General features: G+C 63.1%; 15 protein-coding genes. 5 read left to right on the top strand and 10 right to left on the bottom strand.

All coding sequences use genetic code 11. From position 1 onward, the window contains the following. Positions 1-46: 46 nt before the first annotated feature. The 5 genes from ACB034_RS14560 to ACB034_RS14540 all read right to left on the bottom strand — a co-directional run bounded on the left by ACB034_RS14560 (position 47) and on the right by ACB034_RS14540 (position 5,047). Positions 47-583, bottom strand: coding sequence for a glutathione peroxidase (locus ACB034_RS14560; RefSeq protein WP_371144602.1), 537 nt, complete (start codon positions 581-583; stop codon positions 47-49). Between the two features lie 46 nt (positions 584-629). Beyond that, on the bottom strand, positions 630-1,193 hold the full coding sequence (locus ACB034_RS14555; protein ID WP_371173121.1) for an NnrU family protein: 564 nt from the start codon (positions 1,191-1,193) through the stop codon (positions 630-632). 213 nt (positions 1,194-1,406) lie between these two features. After that, positions 1,407-2,540, bottom strand: coding sequence for a glycerate kinase (locus ACB034_RS14550; RefSeq protein WP_371173120.1), 1,134 nt, complete (start codon positions 2,538-2,540; stop codon positions 1,407-1,409). Between the two features lie 9 nt (positions 2,541-2,549). Continuing rightward, positions 2,550-3,812, bottom strand: a complete 1,263-nt coding sequence (locus ACB034_RS14545) for a GntP family permease (protein ID WP_042026662.1) — start codon at positions 3,810-3,812, stop codon at positions 2,550-2,552. 119 nt (positions 3,813-3,931) lie between these two features. Next, positions 3,932-5,047, bottom strand: coding sequence for a sugar diacid recognition domain-containing protein (locus ACB034_RS14540; RefSeq protein WP_223379872.1), 1,116 nt, complete (start codon positions 5,045-5,047; stop codon positions 3,932-3,934). Positions 5,048-5,243: 196 nt separating this feature from the next. On the opposite strand from ACB034_RS14540, the gene ACB034_RS14535 reads away from it, so the two are divergent. The 3 genes from ACB034_RS14535 (at position 5,244) to ACB034_RS14525 (ending at position 6,939) form a co-directional block, all read left to right on the top strand. Further along, positions 5,244-5,618, top strand: coding sequence for a YacL family protein (locus ACB034_RS14535; protein ID WP_026457863.1), 375 nt, complete (start codon positions 5,244-5,246; stop codon positions 5,616-5,618). A 50-nt stretch (positions 5,619-5,668) separates the two neighbouring features. Continuing rightward, the gene (locus tag ACB034_RS14530; RefSeq protein WP_026457862.1) at positions 5,669-5,959 is read left to right on the top strand and encodes a hypothetical protein; all 291 of its coding nucleotides are present in this window, start codon (positions 5,669-5,671) and stop codon (positions 5,957-5,959) included. 152 nt (positions 5,960-6,111) lie between these two features. Further along, positions 6,112-6,939 (top strand): lysostaphin resistance A-like protein, encoded by an 828-nt coding sequence (locus tag ACB034_RS14525; RefSeq protein WP_371173152.1) that lies wholly within the window; start codon positions 6,112-6,114, stop codon positions 6,937-6,939. 3 nt (positions 6,940-6,942) lie between these two features. Here the strand turns inward: ACB034_RS14525 and ACB034_RS14520 are convergent, their stop codons facing one another. After that, positions 6,943-8,172 carry a DEAD/DEAH box helicase gene (locus ACB034_RS14520; protein WP_371173119.1) on the bottom strand — a complete coding sequence of 410 codons (1,230 nt, stop codon included), beginning with the start codon at positions 8,170-8,172 and terminating at the stop codon, positions 6,943-6,945. Between the two features lie 169 nt (positions 8,173-8,341). Then, positions 8,342-8,842, bottom strand: a complete 501-nt coding sequence (gene tpx, locus ACB034_RS14515) for a thiol peroxidase (RefSeq protein WP_026458391.1) — start codon at positions 8,840-8,842, stop codon at positions 8,342-8,344. A 245-nt stretch (positions 8,843-9,087) separates the two neighbouring features. Between tpx and ACB034_RS14510 the strand changes: the two genes are divergently transcribed. Next, positions 9,088-11,529 carry a zinc/cadmium/mercury/lead-transporting ATPase gene (locus ACB034_RS14510; RefSeq protein WP_371173118.1) on the top strand — a complete coding sequence of 814 codons (2,442 nt, stop codon included), beginning with the start codon at positions 9,088-9,090 and terminating at the stop codon, positions 11,527-11,529. Between the two features lie 206 nt (positions 11,530-11,735). Here the strand turns inward: ACB034_RS14510 and pulA are convergent, their stop codons facing one another. Then, complete coding sequence (gene pulA / locus ACB034_RS14505) at positions 11,736-15,419, bottom strand: pullulanase-type alpha-1,6-glucosidase (RefSeq protein ID WP_371173117.1); 3,684 nt, start codon at positions 15,417-15,419, stop codon at positions 11,736-11,738. A 263-nt stretch (positions 15,420-15,682) separates the two neighbouring features. On the opposite strand from pulA, the gene ACB034_RS14500 reads away from it, so the two are divergent. After that, positions 15,683-16,096 (top strand): hypothetical protein, encoded by a 414-nt coding sequence (locus ACB034_RS14500; protein WP_201941893.1) that lies wholly within the window; start codon positions 15,683-15,685, stop codon positions 16,094-16,096. 124 nt (positions 16,097-16,220) lie between these two features. Here the strand turns inward: ACB034_RS14500 and thyA are convergent, their stop codons facing one another. Both thyA and lgt read right to left on the bottom strand, forming a co-directional pair. Beyond that, positions 16,221-17,015 carry a thymidylate synthase gene (thyA, locus tag ACB034_RS14495; protein WP_026457734.1) on the bottom strand — a complete coding sequence of 265 codons (795 nt, stop codon included), beginning with the start codon at positions 17,013-17,015 and terminating at the stop codon, positions 16,221-16,223. Then, the gene (gene lgt, locus ACB034_RS14490) at positions 17,015-17,839 is read right to left on the bottom strand and encodes a prolipoprotein diacylglyceryl transferase (RefSeq protein ID WP_026457733.1); all 825 of its coding nucleotides are present in this window, start codon (positions 17,837-17,839) and stop codon (positions 17,015-17,017) included. The genes thyA and lgt overlap by 1 nt, the downstream gene beginning before the upstream one ends. Between the last annotated feature and the right edge of the window lie 34 nt (positions 17,840-17,873).

The raw sequence follows: 17,873 nt of genomic DNA, 5'->3' as shown, positions 1-17,873 counted from the left end.
GGAGGCAGGGGCCCATTATTCCAGAGCCGCCCGCCAAGGGGTAGGTTCAGTTCCCCAGCGCCTGCACCAGCTGACGCCTGAGGGGATCCCTGGCCGGATTCTGGTTGGCGCCATAACTCCCTATCAGCTTGCCGTCGCGCCCCAGCAGATACTTGTGAAAATTCCAGTTCGGCGCATCCCCGTCGGCCGCCTCGGTCAGCCCCCGATACAGGGGAACCGCATCGGAGCCCCGCACCGCGACCCGGTTGAACATGGGGAAGGTAACGCCATAGTCGCGGCGGCACACCTCGGCAGTCTTGCCCTCGCTGGCATCCTCCTGCCTGAAATCGTTGGAGGGGAACCCCAGAATAATCAGCCCCTTGTCCTTGTAGTTCTGGTAGAGCTTCTCCAGATCGCGAAACTGGCCGCTATAGCCACAGTAAGAGGCGGTGTTGACCACCAGCACCACCTTGCCTTCGGTCAACTGGCAGAGGTTATGACGCTGGGTGCTGTTGAGCTCCCGCATCTCCACGTTGAAATAATCCGGGCAGGTGGCGGAAGCCATCCCGCTCACCATCAACAACAACAGAACACTCCATTTCATCATCGCACCTCCTTGGGGATTGTCTGACATTCATCCCGGTTCACCCTCAGCGGAGCGCAATACCGGTCAGCCAGCCGTGTCCCCAGAAGATTAGCAGGGCCGTCGCCACCAGCCCGGCACCCGTGCTGATCCCGGTCGCCTTCCAGTTGGCGGCGGGACGGAGCGCTTGTTGCCAGTCACGCCATGAAATCCAGACGATGCTGATCAGGGCCCACAGGCCGATGCCGCCAAACAGCACCAGGGAGCGGGCCTCGCTGTTGACCAGCAAGTGGGCCAGCGCCCAGATCAGGGTGCCCAGCAGTTGGGGATGCACCAGCCAACGCCGGAAATGGTTTTGTCCCTGACCAGAGAAAAACAGGATCAGGGCGATGGGCATCATCCCCATCATGGCCAGCGGCCCCCAGGCGGGCAGAAAATAGAGGGGCAAGGGGCTGGCCATGCGCCACCCGGCGATGATGAAGGCGATGGCGATAAACACCAGCAGGGAGAAGAGCCCCTTGTAGCGGTTCTCCCCCAGCCGCTCGCGCAGATGGAGCCGGTGCTCCGCGCCGTAACAGGGATAGAGATGGATGAGGGTGAACAGCGCCACCCCCAGGGTCAGCAGGATCATGGCTCTCTCCTTGTCGTTGTTGTGAACAACTATGCCGCAAAGGGGCGGGAGCGCCTATCAAAACCGCGCCATCCCGCCACGAACCGCCATAAAAAATGCCGATCGCAGGGGATCGGCCAAGAGGTGCCAAGGGCGCCTGATGATCTCGATAGCCGAGCGCGGCGTCCTGACGGGGCGAGGCAGGGCCGATGCATGGGCATCGGCCCGGGAGTATCAGCGCGGCAACCGGTAGAGGGCGGCCACGTTGCGAGCGGTCAGCTCGAGATTGATGCTGGCGGTCGCCAGGGCTTCCGGCAGGGACATGGCGCGATTAACCACGGCAAACACCGCGTCCAGCCCGTGCTCATGTACTACACCGCAATCGTCGGTGAGGCAGCCGGAGATCCCGATCACCGGCTTGCCAAACTGCTTGGCGCAACGGGCCACCCCGATGGGAGTTTTGCCGTGGATGGTCTGGCTGTCGATCCGTCCCTCGCCGGTGATGACGAGATCCGCATCGGCCACCGCGTCGGCCAGTTTCAGCGCCTCGATGACGATCTGGATGCCGGGCTTGAGCTCGGCGCCGAGCAGGCCGACAAGCGCGGCCCCCATGCCACCGGCAGCGCCCGCCCCCGGGATCTCCTTCACCTGCTTGCCGAGGGCCTGCTCGATGCAGTCGGCATAGTGGGAGAGGTTGGCATCCAGCAGCGCCACCATCGCCGGCGTGGCCCCCTTCTGCGGACCAAACACGGCGGAAGCCCCCTTGGGCCCGCACAGCGGGTTGTTCACATCGCAGGCCACCTCTATGGTCAGCCCGGCCAGACGCGAGTCCAGCGTGCTCAGGTCGATGCTGGCCAGATCCTTCAGACCGGCGCCCCCCAGGGCGATGGGGGTGCCATCCGCTTTCAAGAGCTTGCCGCCGAGCGCCTGGATCATGCCGGCACCGCCATCATTGGTGGCGCTGCCACCGATGCCGAGGATGAGGTGGCTCACCCCCATCTCCAGCGCGGCCAAGATCAGCTCGCCGGTACCGAAGCTCGAGGTCAGCAGCGGATTGCGCCGCTCCGGCTCCACCAGGTGCAGGCCGGAGGCGGCCGCCATCTCGATGACGGCGCGCTTGCCGTCCCCCAGCAGGCCGAGGAAACCCTGTACCCGGTTGCCAAGCGGCGCGGTCACCTCGATCGGCAGGATGCGACCCCCGGTGGCATCCACCAGGGATTGCACCGTGCCTTCACCGCCATCGGCCATGGGCAATTTGACGTAGGTGGCCTCCGGCAACACCTGCTTGAAACCCGCCTCGATGGCATCGGCCACCGCCATGGCGCTCAGGCTCTCCTTGAATGAATCGGGGGCGATCACAATTTTCATAGCAATTCCTTAGGCGAGGCCAAACACGCCAAACATCAGGGTGGAGACGGTAGCAATGGTCAGACCGACGGCAGTCTCGTAAGGGATCAGCTTGAGACGCTCGCTCACCCCCATGTGGACGCTGCCACCGGTCGCATGAAAGAAGGAGCCGTGCGGCATGTGGTCAAACACGGTGGCACCGGCGTGGATCATGGCGGCGCCTGCCAGACCGCTGACACCCAGTTCAAGCAGGGTGGAGCTGAAGACGTTGGAGGCCACCACGGTACCGGCAGTAGTCGAGGCGGTTGCCAGCGACATCAGGGCACCGGAGATGGGGGCCAGCAGGTAGGAGGGCAGACCGGAGGCGGTCAGGCCGCTGATCAGCACATCCTTCAGGCCGGAGTTGGCGATGATGCCGGCCAGGGTACCTGTACCCAGCAGCATGATGGCAACCGGTGCCATGCGGGCCAGACCCGAGACCGCAAACTGGTTCACCTTGGTGAACTTGCCCATCATCAGGGCGCCGACCAGGCCACCGAGGGGCAGGGCAATCAGCGGATCCACCACGATACCGGCCACCGGGCGCAGGGCCAGCAGCAGGATGGCAACTAGAGGGGCGCTGATGGCGGCGGCAAAACCGGGCAACTTGACCCCGTCAAAGCTCACCACTTCGTCGGCGGCAACCTTGCTGCCCTTGTTGTTCAAACGCTTGGCGAGCCAGTAGGCCATCACCAGACCGAACAGGCCCGGGATGATGCCGGCAGCCATGACGGAGGTGAGGGGCAGATGAAAGGCATCGGCCGCCGCGATGGCGTTGGGGTTGGGAGACATGACGTTGCCCGCCTTGCCACCACCGATCATCGCCAGCAGGATGGCCGCCTTGGAGAGGTCGGCACGGCGGGCGATGGCCAGGGCAATCGGGGCAACCGTGATGACTGCCACGTCCACGAAGACGCCGACCGCGGTCAGGATCATGGTGGCCAGCGCCAGCGCCAGCAGGGCGCGGGTTTCACCGAGCTTCTTGACGATGGTTTCGGCGATGGTGGTGGCCGCACCAGATTCGATCAGCACGCCTGCCAGCACACCGGCCGCCAGGATCCGCATCACGGCGGTGGTGATCCCCTGAGCGCCACCGATCATCAGGGCGACGGTCTGGCTCAGGTCGGCACCGCCGATCAGGCCACCGGCCAGGGCGCCGACGATCATGCCGTAGGCGGGAGGAACCTTCTTCAGGATGAGGAAGATGGCGATGGATAGCGCCGCGATGGCGCCAAGGGCTGTAACCGGGATCATGACGGACACCTTGCATGTGAGTGAATGGTGGCCATTATGGTGATCCGAAGCCGGAATGCTTTGTTCAAAAAGACAAATATTAGCTATTGGAAAAGGATTTATTTGTCACATCAAACAAATCAGTTGTCGAGATTGAGCCCGAGATAGAGCAGAAACTTGTCGTCTAACTTGTTGAAATTCAAGCCAGTTATCTGCTCTATCCGGCCAATGCGATAGCGCAGCGTATTGGGGTGGATGAACAGGATTTCGGCACAGCGATGAAGATCACAATCCTGCAAGAAATATTGGCGCAACGTTTTCAGTAGCGTTCCCTTTGCATCCTCTCGCGCCAGCTTCTGCAGGGGGGCGCGCAGCTGATCCGCCTGCCAGGAGTCCGCCAGACTGCCGAGCAGCACCGGCAAGCGATAATCCTCGAAGAAGTAGACCTGCTTGCGGGGGGCTTGGCGCATGCCGCGGCGCAAGGTGTCCCGCGCCGTCTGGTAGGAGCGCGCCAGCCCGTCAATCCCGGCGAAGTAATCGCCCACCGCGATGCGTACCTTGAAGTGGGGAATGCGCGCCAGCAGCTGCTTGATGCGGCCCCGCTCCTGCTCCGACTGCCACACCTCGTCCACGATCTGGGCCGGTTTGAGCACTACTATCTCGTCCAGCCCATGGATGGCCACCAGATTGTCCCGCTCCGGATGTTCCAGCTGATGGACCAGCTCCCGCAAGCGGGCCGGATCCGCCTCCTCCAGCGCCAGTACCGCTACCACTCTGGGCTGGGCCAGATCCAGCCCGAGGAAGCGGGCCGCCTGCAGCAACTGATCGACCTTGCCCTCCCCCCGGATCAGCTGCAGCACCAGCTCCTCCTTGTGGCGCTTGTCCCACTGCAGCTGCTCGGTGAGCGCCGCCTGCTCCAGAATGAGTTCGGCGGTCATCCGCACCAGCTCGGCGTAAGCGCGAACGATGTCCGGATCGCCAGAGATGCCGATGACCCCCAGCTGCTCCCCCTGATAGGCGATGGGCAGGTTGATGCCGGGGCGCACCCCTTTCAACTCGCGGGCGGTGGCTTCACTGATCTCCACAACCCGGTTCTCGGCCAGCGCCAGCACGGCCCCCTCGTGACGCTGATGGAGCCGCTCCGGATTACCGGAGGCAATGATGAGTCCGTGTTCATCCATCACGTTGACCGAGAACGAAAGGATCTTCATCGCCCGACTGACAATCTGCTGCGCGAGTGTGTCATTTAGCTGCATAACATCTCCGTACAAGGGACGACGGGTGGCCCGCCAACCCGCAGCGGGAAGGCAAGATGCCACATCATCAAGACAAGCGAGAGGGGGATCGCTAGAATAGGCCACTTTACCCGATGTGTGCCCCGCCATGGAGCAGGAATTTGGTGCTTTCACCTCTGCCCGGGCCGGCCCATCCCTCCGAGATATGGACTCTGCTATGGATTATGAATTTCGCCGCGATCCGTTCGGTGGCTATCGCGCCCGGTTCTCCATGGGCCACGAGGCCATCGGTCAGTGGCTGATCGACGAAGTGGGCAAGGATGAAGAGAAGATCGACGAACTGTTTGCCATCATCGATCAGCTCTCCAACCGCACCCGCACCGAGTACCGGCTGCTTGGCGGCGACTACTCCCTGCTGCTGACCCACGAAGAGGCCGAGGTGAAAGCCAACGCCCTCAATATCGAGCTGGACGAGGATCTCGACGATCTCGCCTACTACGATGATGAACAGCTGGCCATGTGCGGGCTGGAAGATTTTGCCCAGGTGCTGGTCTCCTGGCGCGCCTTTATCCGCAACGAGGATATGGGCTGATCACCCCATTTCGGGCAAACATGCCCTCTGCCTAACCAACAGGATTGACTATGTCTATTTACGATTTTGATGACGAACTGCCGGAAGACGAGCTGGATCAACCGAAGAAACCCGCCCAACCCAAGAAGAAGGGCAAACAGGTGCTCAACACCCAGGTCAACCTGAGCCCGCGCGATGCCAGCCGCCTGAACGGTCTGCACGTCGAAGCCATCACCACCCTGGATGACGTGAGCCTGCCAAAGAACGTGATCTTCAAGGCCGGCCTCATCGCCCTGGGCGAGCTGGACGCCAACGCTCGTGCCGACATCATCGCCCGCGTGATCGCCGAATCCGGCCGTTGATACGTCCCTGAATGCCAAAAGCCGGAGCCACTGCTCCGGCTTTTTTTATGTTGGCACGGCCGTGGCGGGTGGGGATCCGACCAGCTTATTGAGCCTTGTGTCACGGGAGACCCCGTTGTTAAGGTGCGACCTTCCGCTGCCAAGGAGATTCAATTTTGCCCCTACCCGATTCCCTCATCTGGGCTGCGCTGGCGCTGGCCGTGCTGCTCTGTCTCGCCCGCCAACGCTTGCCCGGCCTGATCCTGCTCGGCATCTCCCTGCTGCTGGCGCTCTGGCTGGAACGCATCACCCCCGTCGCCCTGCTGGCAAGCCTGGCAGGATTGCTGCTAGCCTGGCGCACCCCGACTCTGCCCGCGCCCTGGCGAAATGGTGCGCAAGGGCTGGTGCTGCTGTGGGCCATCGCCCTGATGCTGCACCTCATCCCCGGCTTTCACAATCTCAAGGTGCTGGCTCAGGTACTTGCCGGGCCGGACAGTGTGCCGTTCAACATGTATCTCAATCTGGACAAGCCGCTGGTCTTCTTTGGCCTGCTGCTGGCCTGGCCCGGTTTGCTGGGCCCGGGCGGCGCCATCCGCTGGCGCGCGCTCGCCCTGCTGGTGTTGCCGCTGGCGGCGCTGCTGATCTGCGCCTGGCAGCTGGGAGCGCTGAGGCCCGAGGTGGGACTGCCTCACTGGTGGTGGCTGTTTGCCTTCAACAACTTGCTGTTCACCTGCGTAGCGGAAGAGGCGCTGTTTCGCGGCGTGATCCAGCAGGAGATCGCCCGGTGCGGCCGGCTCTGGCTGGGCATTCTGGTGGCCAGCCTGCTGTTTGGGGCGGCGCACCTGGCCGGAGGCCCACTGCTGGTACTGTTTGCCGCCCTGGCGGGGGCCTGTTACGGGCTGGCGTTCCATTTCTGCGGGCGTCTGAGTGCCGCCATCGTCGTCCACTTTCTACTGAACTTCGCCCACCTGGCCCTGTTTACCTACCCGCTGGCCCGCTGAACCTCAGCCGCGCGGGGGCTTGCCCCTGAACTGCTTGATGCTGCGCTTGGCCTGGGTACGGCGGTTGGCCTGCTTGTCCCGCGGTGCCCGCTTGCCCTCGCCGCTGGCCGGCAGATCGGTCACCGGGAAATCGCCGAGCTCGGCCAGTGGCAGCTCACGCCCGGTGAGGGTTCGGATCGCAGTCAGGGTTTCGGCTTCGCCGTGGCAGGTGAGCGAGATGGCCAGACCGCTGCGCCCGGCCCGGGCAGTGCGGCCGATGCGATGCACATAGACGGGGGCGCTGGCGGGCAGATCCAGGTTGATCACCACGGGCAGCGCCTCCACATGGATGCCGCGCGCCATCAGGTCGGTGGCCACCAGCACCCGCACCTTGCCCGCTTTAAAGTCGGCCAACGCCTGTTCCCGCACCGCCTGCTCCTTCTCGCCATGGAGGGCAGCCACTGCGATGCCCGCCTTGGCAAGCTTGCGGGCAACCCCATCCGCATCGTCCCGCGCGCTGATAAACACCAGCACCTGAGGCCACGCCTCCTCCCCGAGCAGCTTGATGAGCGCCGGTACCTTGCTGCTCTTGTTGACCAGATAGAGCCGCTCCTCGATATCGCTCGCCACGCTGTTGAGCGGATCCGCCTCGACTCGCAGCGGATCCGTCAGCAGGCCGCTGGCCAGCCCGTCCAGCTCGGCAGGCAGGGTGGCGGAGAAGAGCAGGGTCTGGCGAGTGGCAGGAGTCAACCCCAGGATCATCCGGATATCGGGCCAAAAGCCCATCTCCAGCAGGCGATCCGCCTCATCCAGCACCAGGGTACGCAACCCATCGAGCGCCAACTGCTGCTGGTTTAGCAGATCCCGCAGCCGCCCCGGCGTCGCCACCAGCAGTTGCGGCCCCTGCGCCAGTTCGTTCTGTTGCAGCTCCTGCGCTACTCCGCCGCACAATGTCACCATGCGCAGGCCCAGCGCCCCGGCAAGGCCTGCCAGCGCAACGCTCACCTGGGCGGCCAGCTCGCGAGTCGGCACCAGCACCAACCCCTGCACCTGGCTGGAGGCGGGATCCAGCCGCTGCAACAGCGGCAGACCGAACGCCAGGGTCTTGCCGCTGCCGGTACGGGCCAGCGCCAGCAGATCCCGTCCCGCCAGCGCCGCCGGAATGGTCAGTTGCTGAATGCGGGTCGGGGTGTGCAGCTGTTCAGGCAGGGCGGCCAGCAAAGCAGGATGAAGGGCAAGTTCGCGAAAAGTCATGGCGCTACGTCGTTGAAGAAGTGGGAGGCGAAGTCTAGCCAGCGCAAGGGGAGAAGTAAAAGAAAGGTCGCCGTGCAGGCGCCCTGGCGCCGCAGCCGGCCATAAAAAATAACGGCCTGCCCTGTCAGCAGACAGGGCAGGCCGTCGGGCCATCAGAACGAACGTCGAATTACAGGGCGGCCAAGGCGGCAGCGTAGTTCGGCTCGTCGGCGACTTCGGCCACCAGCTCGCTGTGCAGCACCTTGTTGTCCGCATCCAACACCACGATGGCGCGGGCAGTCAGCCCCACCAGCGGGCCGGAGGAGAAGGCCACGCCGTAATCTTCCATAAAGGCGGCACCACGCAGGGTGGAGAGGGTTACCACCTTGTCCAGCCCTTCGGCGCCGCAGAAGCGGGATTGGGCGAACGGCAGATCGGCGGAGATGCAGAGCACCACGGTATTGTCCAGGGCGCTGGCTTGCTCGTTGAACTTGCGTACCGAGGTGGCGCAGGTCGGGGTATCAACGCTCGGGAAGATGTTCAGGATCTTGCGCTGACCGGCGAAGTTCGCCAGGGTCACATCGGAAAGATCCTTGGCCACCAGGGAGAAGGGCTTGGCCTGCTCACCGGCAACCGGGAAGTGACCGGCGACGGCGACAGGGTTGCCTTGCAGAGTGACTGAACGGCTCATGTGTTATGTCCTTTATGGGTGTTGTAACTATCCGGATCGCCAGTATAGGCGGGCGAGGGTCCGACAAACACCCGCCAACATCAGGGATATCGGGAACTCTTGCCCCGGCACCGGGCCGGCAAACTGCCGCCAGAAACTGACTGAAGAATAAAGGGGGATTGACCTTGGACATAACACCAAGGTTTACACTGAATCCAGTCATCAAGGAGCCCGCAGGGGCGAGCTCCCGCCAAGAGGAACCCTGTATGAGCAAATCCTGCTGCAGCTATCAGCATGCTACCTCTCCCATCAAGGCCGTCAGCAAGGCGACCACTGGCCAATCTGAACATAGGCACGACAGCCACTGCTGCGACAACGCGGCGCCGGCCAGCAGTTGCTCCGGCAAGACCGCCCACGAGCATCAGGTGCACCCGACCGGCGAGTCACCGGAAGAGGCCGAACCTCCTCAAGGGAGCTGTCACGGCCAGGGTTGCTGTAGCCAGCCCTCATCCCATGATCATGACCATGAGCATCATGAACACGGTGAGGCTACCGACTCGGGCGAGCCGCTGGCGGCCCCCGTCGGCGACAGCCAGCGCCACAGCTGGCAGGTACTGGGGATGGACTGCCCCAGCTGTGCCCGCAAGATAGAGACAGCCGTCGGCCGGGTCGAGGGGGTGCAGCAGGCCCGCGTGCTCTTTGCCACCGAAAAACTGGTGGTGGATCTGGCCCCCGGCCTCTCCCCCGATCCCGTCACCGCCGCCGTGCTGGCTGCCGGCTTCCAGCTCAGGGATGCCACCCAGGCCAGGCAGCAAGAGGAGAAGAGCCGCGGCCCCCTGATGACCCTGCTCGGCAAATATTGGCAACCCCTGTCGCTGGCCAGCCTGATGCTGGTAGCAGCCCTGCTGCCGGACGAATTCGGTCAGCCTCTCTTTACCCTGGCCACCCTGTGGGGCCTGTGGCCCATCTCCCGCAAGGCCTGGTCACTGACCAGGAGCGGCTCCCCTTTCGCCATCGAGACCCTGATGACGGTCGCCGCCGTTGGCGCCCTGTTCCTCGGCGAAACCGCCGAAGCCGCCATGGTGCTGCTGCTGTTTATGCTGGGCGAGCACCTGGAGTCCTACGCCGCAGCCCGCGCCCGTGCGGGGGTCACAGCCCTGATGGCGCTGGTGCCCGACAAGGCGGTGCGCATCCGCACCGGTTTACAGGGTCAGCCACAAGGTGAGATCCGGGAAGAGGTGGCGGCCGAAGATCTTCGCCCCGGCGACATCATCGAAATTTCTCCCGGAGCCCGTTTGCCCGCGGATGCCAGATTGCTCGACGACCTTGGCACCTTCGACGAAAGCGCCCTGACCGGGGAATCCATTCCGGTAGAGCGCAGCAAGGGGGAAAAAGTGCCCGCCGGTAGTCTGGCGGCAGATCGGGTGGTGCGTCTCGAGGTGGTTTCGGAACCGGGCAACAACGCCATCGACCGCATTCTGCACCTCATCGAGGAGGCAGAGAGCCAGCGCGCCCCCATCGAGCGCTTTATCGACCGCTTCAGCCGCTGGTACACCCCGGCCATCATGCTGGTCGCCCTGCTGGTAGTGATCATTCCTCCCCTCGCCTATGGCCAGCCCTGGGACGAGTGGGTCTATCGCGGGCTGGCACTGCTGCTCATCGGTTGCCCCTGCGCCCTGGTGATCTCCACCCCGGCGGCAGTCACCTCCGCCCTGGCGGCCGCGACCCGGCAAGGGGCCCTGATCAAGGGGGGGGCGGCGCTGGAGCGGCTGGCCCATATCGATACCGTCTCCTTCGACAAGACCGGCACCCTGACCCTGGGCAAGCCGCAACTGACCGAGCTGGTGAGCCTCAATGGCCAGGCCGAGAGCGAGCTGCTGGCGCTGGCGGCGGCTATCGAACAAGGGTCCCATCATCCGCTGGCCAAGGCCGTGGTGACGGCGGCCAGTGAACAGGCGCTGACCCTGGCGGCAGCCCGGGATCTGCGCGCCCTGCCAGGCATGGGGGTCGAAGGGCGCATCGACGGCACCCTCTGGCAACTGCTGGCACCGAGCCGGGTGGCCACCCTGAGCCGCGAGCAGAACGAAAGGATCGCCACACTGGAGCAGCAAGGCAAGACGGTGGTGGTGCTCTGCCAGACCCGTGACGATGCGGCCACACCGGTTGCCCTGCTGGCCCTGCGAGATCAGATCAGGCCGGATGCGGCAGCCGCGCTGCAGGAGCTCAGGGTACTGGGGCTGCAGGGCATCATGCTGACCGGGGACAACCCGCGCGCCGCCGAGGCCATTGCCGGCGAGCTCGGCATGGGCTGGCGCGCCGGCCTGCTGCCGGAAGACAAGGTGCAGGAAATAGCCAAGCAGGCCACCCGACAGAAGGTCGCCATGATAGGAGATGGCATCAACGATGCTCCCGCTATGAAGCGCGCCAGCATCGGCATCGCCATGGGGGGCGGTACCGATGTGGCGCTGGAGACCGCCGACGCCGCGTTGACTCACAACCAGCTCGGTGGCATCGCCGCCATGATCCGCCTCTCCCGTGCGGCGCTGGCCATCATCCATCAGAATATCGCCCTGTCGCTCGGGCTCAAGGCCATCTTCCTGGTCACCAGCCTGCTCGGCATCACCGGGCTCTGGATCGCGGTGCTGGCTGACACCGGCGCTACCGCGCTGGTCACCGCCAACGCCCTGCGTCTGCTGCGCAAGCGCTGATCCCGTCAAGGCATTAATCGCCACATCCACAAGCCGCCCCCGACAGGGCGGCTTTTCTTTGCCCATTTATCGGACGACGACATAGAAAAAGCGCGCCTGCCGCTCGGCAGTCGCGCTTTGCTTACTCTCTCGGGATTATCCCACCCTTGGCGAGGTGGAATTCAACCCGGGGACGCCGAGCCATTCCCCGGACTCTATGGGTCTGCTTACCCCGCGGACTCGGTCACGCTGACGCTCAGGGTCGGATGCTCCTTGTCCATGGCATTCAGGACAAACCGGTAGCTGCCCGCCTTGTCCAGCGTCATGCCGATATCATCCCCTCCCTTGCACAGGGTAAGCGGTGTCGCCGTGGTCAGCACATCGGTGGCCTCACACTTGCCGTAATTGAGCGCTCCCCAGCTGGCATCCGCAATCTTCAGGGTCGTCTCACCCAGCTGCGCCTCGGCAACCGGCATGGTCAACTCATACACATAGTTGCCACTGAAGGTCAGCTGGTTGACGGGATCCCACTGGCCGAGGAAGCCACGCACGAAGACATTGGTCATGCCAAAGGGTGGCAGCGTACTGAGGTCCGTCTTCTTGCCGACTGGCAGCCCCGTGCCCTGGGCCCCGCTCTGGGGCTTGACGAACACGGCGGCAGACCAGGCACCCAGCGTCAACTGGCCACCTGACACCACTGCCCCGCGGGCTATGCTGTCACTGCTGTCGTGAGCCGGGCTCAGCACCAGACCGGCGAGATCGATGGGCTGATCCGCCCCGTCGCGGAAATCACCGATGCTCCGGCTCTGGTTGGTGGCGTTGATCATCACCACCAGACCGTCGATGGCCGGATCCAGATCCGCACCAGCGGCCATGCCGTCATCCACCGTCATCACGATGAGGCCGGGCACCTGATCCGGTCCGGTATTGCGAAAATCAACCCGCTTGATCACTTCAGCTCCACTGCCCAGACGCAGCAGGCGAGAAGATTGACGCAGCCTGGCCAGCTCCTGGTAGAAGCCCACCATGGTCGCCATATCGGCACCGCTCGGCTTGGCATGCTGGCCGAGCACCTGATCGATCAGCGGATAGTTGTCGCCATCCTTATCCTTGCGCGGCAATCCCTTGTCAAAGTTGTTGTCAGCCAGGGTGTAATCGACCCGGTTGTACCAGTCCCCCGAGTCGTAGCTGTCCCGCTCCATGGACTTGGAGCGCAGCAACTCGACGCCGGCGTGGGTGAAGGGAATGCCCTGCCCCAACATGGCGGTAGCCAGCGATACCCCCTGCATCCGTACCAGATCGGCTCCTGCCGGCGCCTTGTAGATCAGGTTGTCGAACAGGGTCTGGTTGTCATGCTTGGAGACATAGTTCTGGATCTCGGTCGGATCCTGGGCATAACCGGCAGGCTGACCGTTATAGTCGATCTCGGCCCCCTTCATCGGGATGCCATCCTTGTCGGTCAGCACGAACTCCTTCAGGTTGCCGGCCATGCCGAGCCGCACCAGATCGGCCTGATACAAAGCGGTGGCCAGCTCGACGCCATCCAGCTCGTTGGGATCCACAAAGGCGCCGTTGCCGAAGCCCTGGGTCTTGCGAATGGTGTCGCCACCGTCGAACGGGCTGCCGCCACGCACCGCATCCCGCAACCGATCCGAGAAGGATCCGATGCCGGTCCCGGCCAGGTGCTTCTGGGTCGCCTGCACGAAGCGCTTGTCATCCTGCACTTCGCCGAAGTTCCACCCCTCGCCGTAGAAGTAGATCTCGGGGTTGACCTTCTTCACCGCCGCCAGCGCCTGCATTATCTGATCTTTCGGGTGATGACCCATCAGGTCGAAGCGGAAGGCATCGATCTTGTAGTCGCGGGCCCAGGTCACCAGGGAGTCATCCACCAGCTTGGCGAACATGGCGTGTTCCGGCGCTGTGTTGGAGCAGCAGGTGGAGTTCTCGACCGAGCCGGTCTCCGGATTGAGGCGCTGATAGTACCAGGGCACTATCTTGTCGAGTACCGACTTGGGACCCAGGCCAGCCTCGTTGGTGTGGTTGTAGACCACGTCCATCACCACGTTCATGCCGATGTTCTGCTTGATGGCCTTGACCATTTCGCGAAACTCCAGGATGCGCTGGCTCCCCTCGGCGTTGGTGGCGTATGAGCCTTCCGGCGCCGTGTAGTGATAGGGATCATAACCCCAGTTGAAGGAGTCGACGCCGCGCAGGTAGCCGTAGAGCGACTGCGCCTGTTCGCCACTCGGATCCAGGGTTTCCAGCACGGAGGCGATGGTCTGGCCGCCGCCACAGTAAGCGCCAAAGGCTGAATTCTGCACCTCGGGGTTGACCTGGCACAGCTTGCTGAAGTCATCGCCGATATTGGCCACCTTGGCCGGGTCCTCGTTGATGGTCGCGATGTCGAACACCGGCAGCAGGTGCAGATGGCTGACGCCGCTCTGCGCCAGGGATTGCAGGTGCCTGACCGGTACCGTATCACTCTCGGCCAGGCCGAGGAACTTGCCACGGTGCTCCGCCGGGGTCGAGTCGTCGTTGCCGGTCAGATCGCGGACATGGGCCTCGTAGATGGTGATGTCAGCCGGGTTCTGCTGGCTGTGGGGCGCCTTCAGGCTGTCCCACCCTTCCGGCTTGAGGGCCGGATCGTCGAGATCCACCACCTGGCTGAACTCGGAGTTCATCGCCAGGCTCAGGGAGTAGGGGTCGGTCACCTGATAGGATTCCAGCTTGCGGCTGACCGGGTGATAGACCTGGATGTCGTAACGGTAGAACTTGCCCACCAGCTCGCTGCCGCCCTGCACGCTCCAGCTGCCGCTGGCTTCGTCCAGGGTCATGGCACGCTCGCCCAGCGACTTGTGCTGCTCGTCAAACAGCGCCAGCTTGACCATTCTGGCGGTCGGCGCCCACAGCCTGAAGGTGACATTGCCCCCCTCAACGATGGCGCCATAATCGAGCTTGCTCGCCGCATCGCTATAGAGAGCATCGAGGGCGCCGGCGCTCTGCACCAGGGTTGCCCCCTGCAGGATGCCCTCGGCATCGGTGCCGATGGCCACCAGCTCCCCCTTGAGCAGGGGCTTGAGATCTTTCCCTGACGGCAGGGCGAAGGCGGCGGCATCCTTGAGGTGCGGATACCTTGCCTGCAGCTCCGCCGTCAGGCTGGTCGGAGTCAGGCTGATATAGGGGAAGTCAAATACCCCGTCGGTCTTGGCCTCGATGGTACCCGACTCTGTGTAGTAGAGGCGGACATGGGGCTTGTCCTTGCCCCCTTGCCAGATCAGGGTGTTGCCGTCGATCAGGTGGGCGCTGGCTCCGGCAACGCCGAAGGCGGCGGTGAAGGCATCGGCCCGGCTGTCGAAGATCTCGTTCTTGCCGGCAACGATGGCCACGGTGCGATCCGGATGATCGCTGAAGACTACCTTCATATCGGCGCCGGTCAGGTTGCCGAGGGAACCATCCCGGGCGATAAAGTTGATGCACCCTTCCACCTTGGCCAGCGGGATCACCCAGGCAGGGCCAAAGCTGTCGGCCGCCGTTGGCGTATTGCTCTTGTCATCCCAACCGCCATTCAGACCGCTATCGGCAGTGGCGGAACAAGCTTCGTTGTTCCAGAGATGAAGACTATGACTGGCGAAGGGGCCATCCACCCCGCGGGCGGCACTGGTCTGGGTATCCACCAGAGCGATGACCGCCTGATTGTCACCCGCCATCAGCAATTCGGCGGGGGCCTGCACCTTGGGCAGACGGGCGACAGGCCCGTCCTCGGTGCCGGGAGGGACGGTCACATCCGGGTTGGTAGGGATCTCGGGGTTGGTAGGCACATCAGGGGTGGTAGAGCCGTTGTCATTACAGCCAGACAAAAGCACGAGCAGTGAGGCTGTTGCCAGCGCCACCTTGGTCTTTTTCATATCCATGATTTTTATAATTCCCGCTGTAGTTAGTCTCGATAGTCGAGCACCCGGTCGTTGCCAGGTGGTGCCATATTAATCAGCGACAATCGTTTCAAATGTGAGCGGGTGGGCAAAAAAACCGACCAGTTTCAACAAGATAACGTTTTCAAACTGAAACTTGGATCCGGCTCACAGACCTTTCCGGCATTTGGCTCCATATCTAGAAAATGCCTGTCACAGGGTCAGAAAAACCATTTCCGATCAAGTGGATATACAAGGAGCAAGGGATGAAAAGGATTGAGGAACAAGCCAGACAGCTTGATCAGGAGTACCAGGCCATTGCCCAGCTGTTCGACCAGTTTTGCCAGCAGGCAGGCACGCTCGCCGAGCAGTACCAGTTCTTCAGCTGGCCGGACTATGAAGATTCCCCTCCCCTGAGTCGCGCCTTCACTCTGCTGGGAGAGCCCCGCGAGCTGCGCCTGCATTGCCAGCCGGGAGAGCGGGGCGCCCTGCATGGGCTGATCCAGGTGGTCACTGAGGATGAGAGCATAGACGCCAGCCTCGGCTTTCGCGCCGATGGCCAGCTGTTGCTGGAGTCGGGCAAGCTGCTGGACAACCCGCCCGGGCTGCTGCTCAAGCTGCTGCTGGGGGCCATCTGGCAGCACAAGCCCGAGCCGGAGAACAACGGCCACACCCATTGAGGCCGGGGCCTCATTCCACCATAAGCAGGAAAAGCGCGACCAAACGGAGCAAAGAGCGCCGTCCGGCCAAAGAAAAATGCCAGTCAGCATTCACTGACTGGCATCGACAAGGCTCGGGCCGGGATCAGATGGCGACGGGCGCCTTGATGCCAGGATGGGGATCGTAACCCTGGATCTCGAAGTCCTCGAACTGGTAGTCGAAGATGGAGTCCGGCTTGCGCTTGATCACCAGGGTCGGCAGCGGGCGCGGCTCGCGGGTGAGCTGCAGTGCGGTCTGCTCCATGTGGTTGGAGTAGAGGTGCACGTCGCCGCCGGTCCAGACGAAGTCGCCCACTTCCAGACCACACTGCTGGGCCATCATGTGGGTCAGCAGGGCGTAGCTGGCGATGTTGAACGGCAGGCCGAGGAAGACATCGCAGCTGCGCTGGTAGAGCTGGCAGGAGAGCTTGCCGTCCGCCACATAAAACTGGAAGAAGGCGTGGCAGGGAGCCAGCGCCATCTTGTCCAGCTCGCCCACATTCCAGGCGGAGACGATGATGCGACGGGAATCCGGATTGTGCTTGATGTCGTCCACCGCCTTCTGGATCTGATCCACCACGCCACCGTCGGCGGTCGGCCAAGAGCGCCACTGGGCGCCGTAGACCGGGCCCAGATCGCCGTTCTCGTCGGCCCACTCGTCCCAGATGCTGACGCCATTCTCTTTCAGATAGGCGGTATTGGTGTCGCCGTTGAGGAACCAGAGCAGCTCATGAATGATGGAGCGCAGGTGACACTTCTTGGTGGTCACCAGCGGGAAGCCTTCGGCCAGGTTGAAGCGCATCTGATGGCCGAACAGGGAGACGGTGCCGGTGCCGGTACGGTCGGACTTGACGGTGCCCTCATCCAGGATCTTCTGCATCAGGTCGAGATACGCTCTCATTATTTTGCCTCCTTCACGGCATTACCAAACAACTGCGGGCGCTTGTAGGCGGCCCAAATCATCAGGGCTCCGATGAGGATCATCGGGGTGGACAGGATCTGGCCCATGCTGATCTCGTTGAAGTAGAGACCCAGCTGGCTGTCCGGTTGGCGCACAAACTCCACCAGGAAGCGGAACAGGCCGTAGAACAGCAGGAACATACCGGAGATGGCACCGCGCGGCGGATGCTTGCGCCAGAACAGGTTAAGGATGATGAACAGCACCACCCCTTCCAGGGCGAACTGGTAGAGCTGGGACGGATGGCGCGGCTCCGGGCCCGCCTCCGGGAAGATGATGGCCCAGGGCACATCGGTGATCCGGCCCCACAGCTCGCCGTTGAGGAAGTTGCCGATGCGGCCGACCCCGAGACCAAACGGAATGAGCGGCGCCACAAAATCGGCCACGGTGAAGAAGTGGCGCCTGGTCTTGTGGGCAAACCAGATCATGGCGGTGATGACGCCGATGAGGCCACCGTGGAACGACATGCCACCGGTCCAGATCTTGAACAGATAGGTCGGATCCGCGAGGAAGAGATCGAAGTTGTAGAACAGGACATAGCCGACTCGGCCACCCAGGATCACCCCGAGAAAACCGTAAAACAGCAGATCGGAGACCTCGTCACGGGTCCAGCCACTGCCCGGCTGGGCGGCGCGGCGCCCCGCCAACCACATGGCAAACGCGAAGCCAAACAGGTACATGAGACCATACCAGCGTACCGATAGTGGTCCCAAACTGAATGCTACGGGATCAATCTGCGAGAAAACCCAATATCCGTCGTGCTGCATATGCGGCCCCAGTCAAAAAGAAAAGCCGCATTTT

It is taken from the genome of Aeromonas sp. S18(2024), assembly GCF_041402525.1.
GTDB lineage: Bacteria > Pseudomonadota > Gammaproteobacteria > Enterobacterales > Aeromonadaceae > Aeromonas > Aeromonas enteropelogenes.
Note: the sequence above shows the minus strand (reverse complement) of the source record. Positions and strands in the feature narration are given on the sequence as shown.

Bases quoted from the DNA above. Each gene is read 5' to 3' on its own strand.
- ACB034_RS14560 (WP_371144602.1), bottom strand. From the start codon at position 583: ATGAAATGGAGTGTTCTGTTGTTGTTGATGGTGAGCGGGATGGCTTCC.
- ACB034_RS14555 (WP_371173121.1), bottom strand. From the start codon at position 1,193: ATGATCCTGCTGACCCTGGGGGTGGCGCTGTTCACCCTCATCCATCTC.
- ACB034_RS14550 (WP_371173120.1), bottom strand. From the start codon at position 2,540: ATGAAAATTGTGATCGCCCCCGATTCATTCAAGGAGAGCCTGAGCGCC.
- ACB034_RS14545 (WP_042026662.1), bottom strand. From the start codon at position 3,812: ATGATCCCGGTTACAGCCCTTGGCGCCATCGCGGCGCTATCCATCGCC.
- ACB034_RS14540 (WP_223379872.1), bottom strand. From the start codon at position 5,047: ATGCAGCTAAATGACACACTCGCGCAGCAGATTGTCAGTCGGGCGATG.
- ACB034_RS14535 (WP_026457863.1), top strand. From the start codon at position 5,244: ATGGATTATGAATTTCGCCGCGATCCGTTCGGTGGCTATCGCGCCCGG.
- ACB034_RS14530 (WP_026457862.1), top strand. From the start codon at position 5,669: ATGTCTATTTACGATTTTGATGACGAACTGCCGGAAGACGAGCTGGAT.
- ACB034_RS14520 (WP_371173119.1), bottom strand. From the start codon at position 8,172: ATGACTTTTCGCGAACTTGCCCTTCATCCTGCTTTGCTGGCCGCCCTG.
- tpx (WP_026458391.1), bottom strand. From the start codon at position 8,842: ATGAGCCGTTCAGTCACTCTGCAAGGCAACCCTGTCGCCGTCGCCGGT.
- ACB034_RS14510 (WP_371173118.1), top strand. From the start codon at position 9,088: ATGAGCAAATCCTGCTGCAGCTATCAGCATGCTACCTCTCCCATCAAG.
- pulA (WP_371173117.1), bottom strand. From the start codon at position 15,419: ATGGATATGAAAAAGACCAAGGTGGCGCTGGCAACAGCCTCACTGCTC.
- ACB034_RS14500 (WP_201941893.1), top strand. From the start codon at position 15,683: ATGAAAAGGATTGAGGAACAAGCCAGACAGCTTGATCAGGAGTACCAG.
- thyA (WP_026457734.1), bottom strand. From the start codon at position 17,015: ATGAGAGCGTATCTCGACCTGATGCAGAAGATCCTGGATGAGGGCACC.
- lgt (WP_026457733.1), bottom strand. From the start codon at position 17,839: ATGCAGCACGACGGATATTGGGTTTTCTCGCAGATTGATCCCGTAGCA.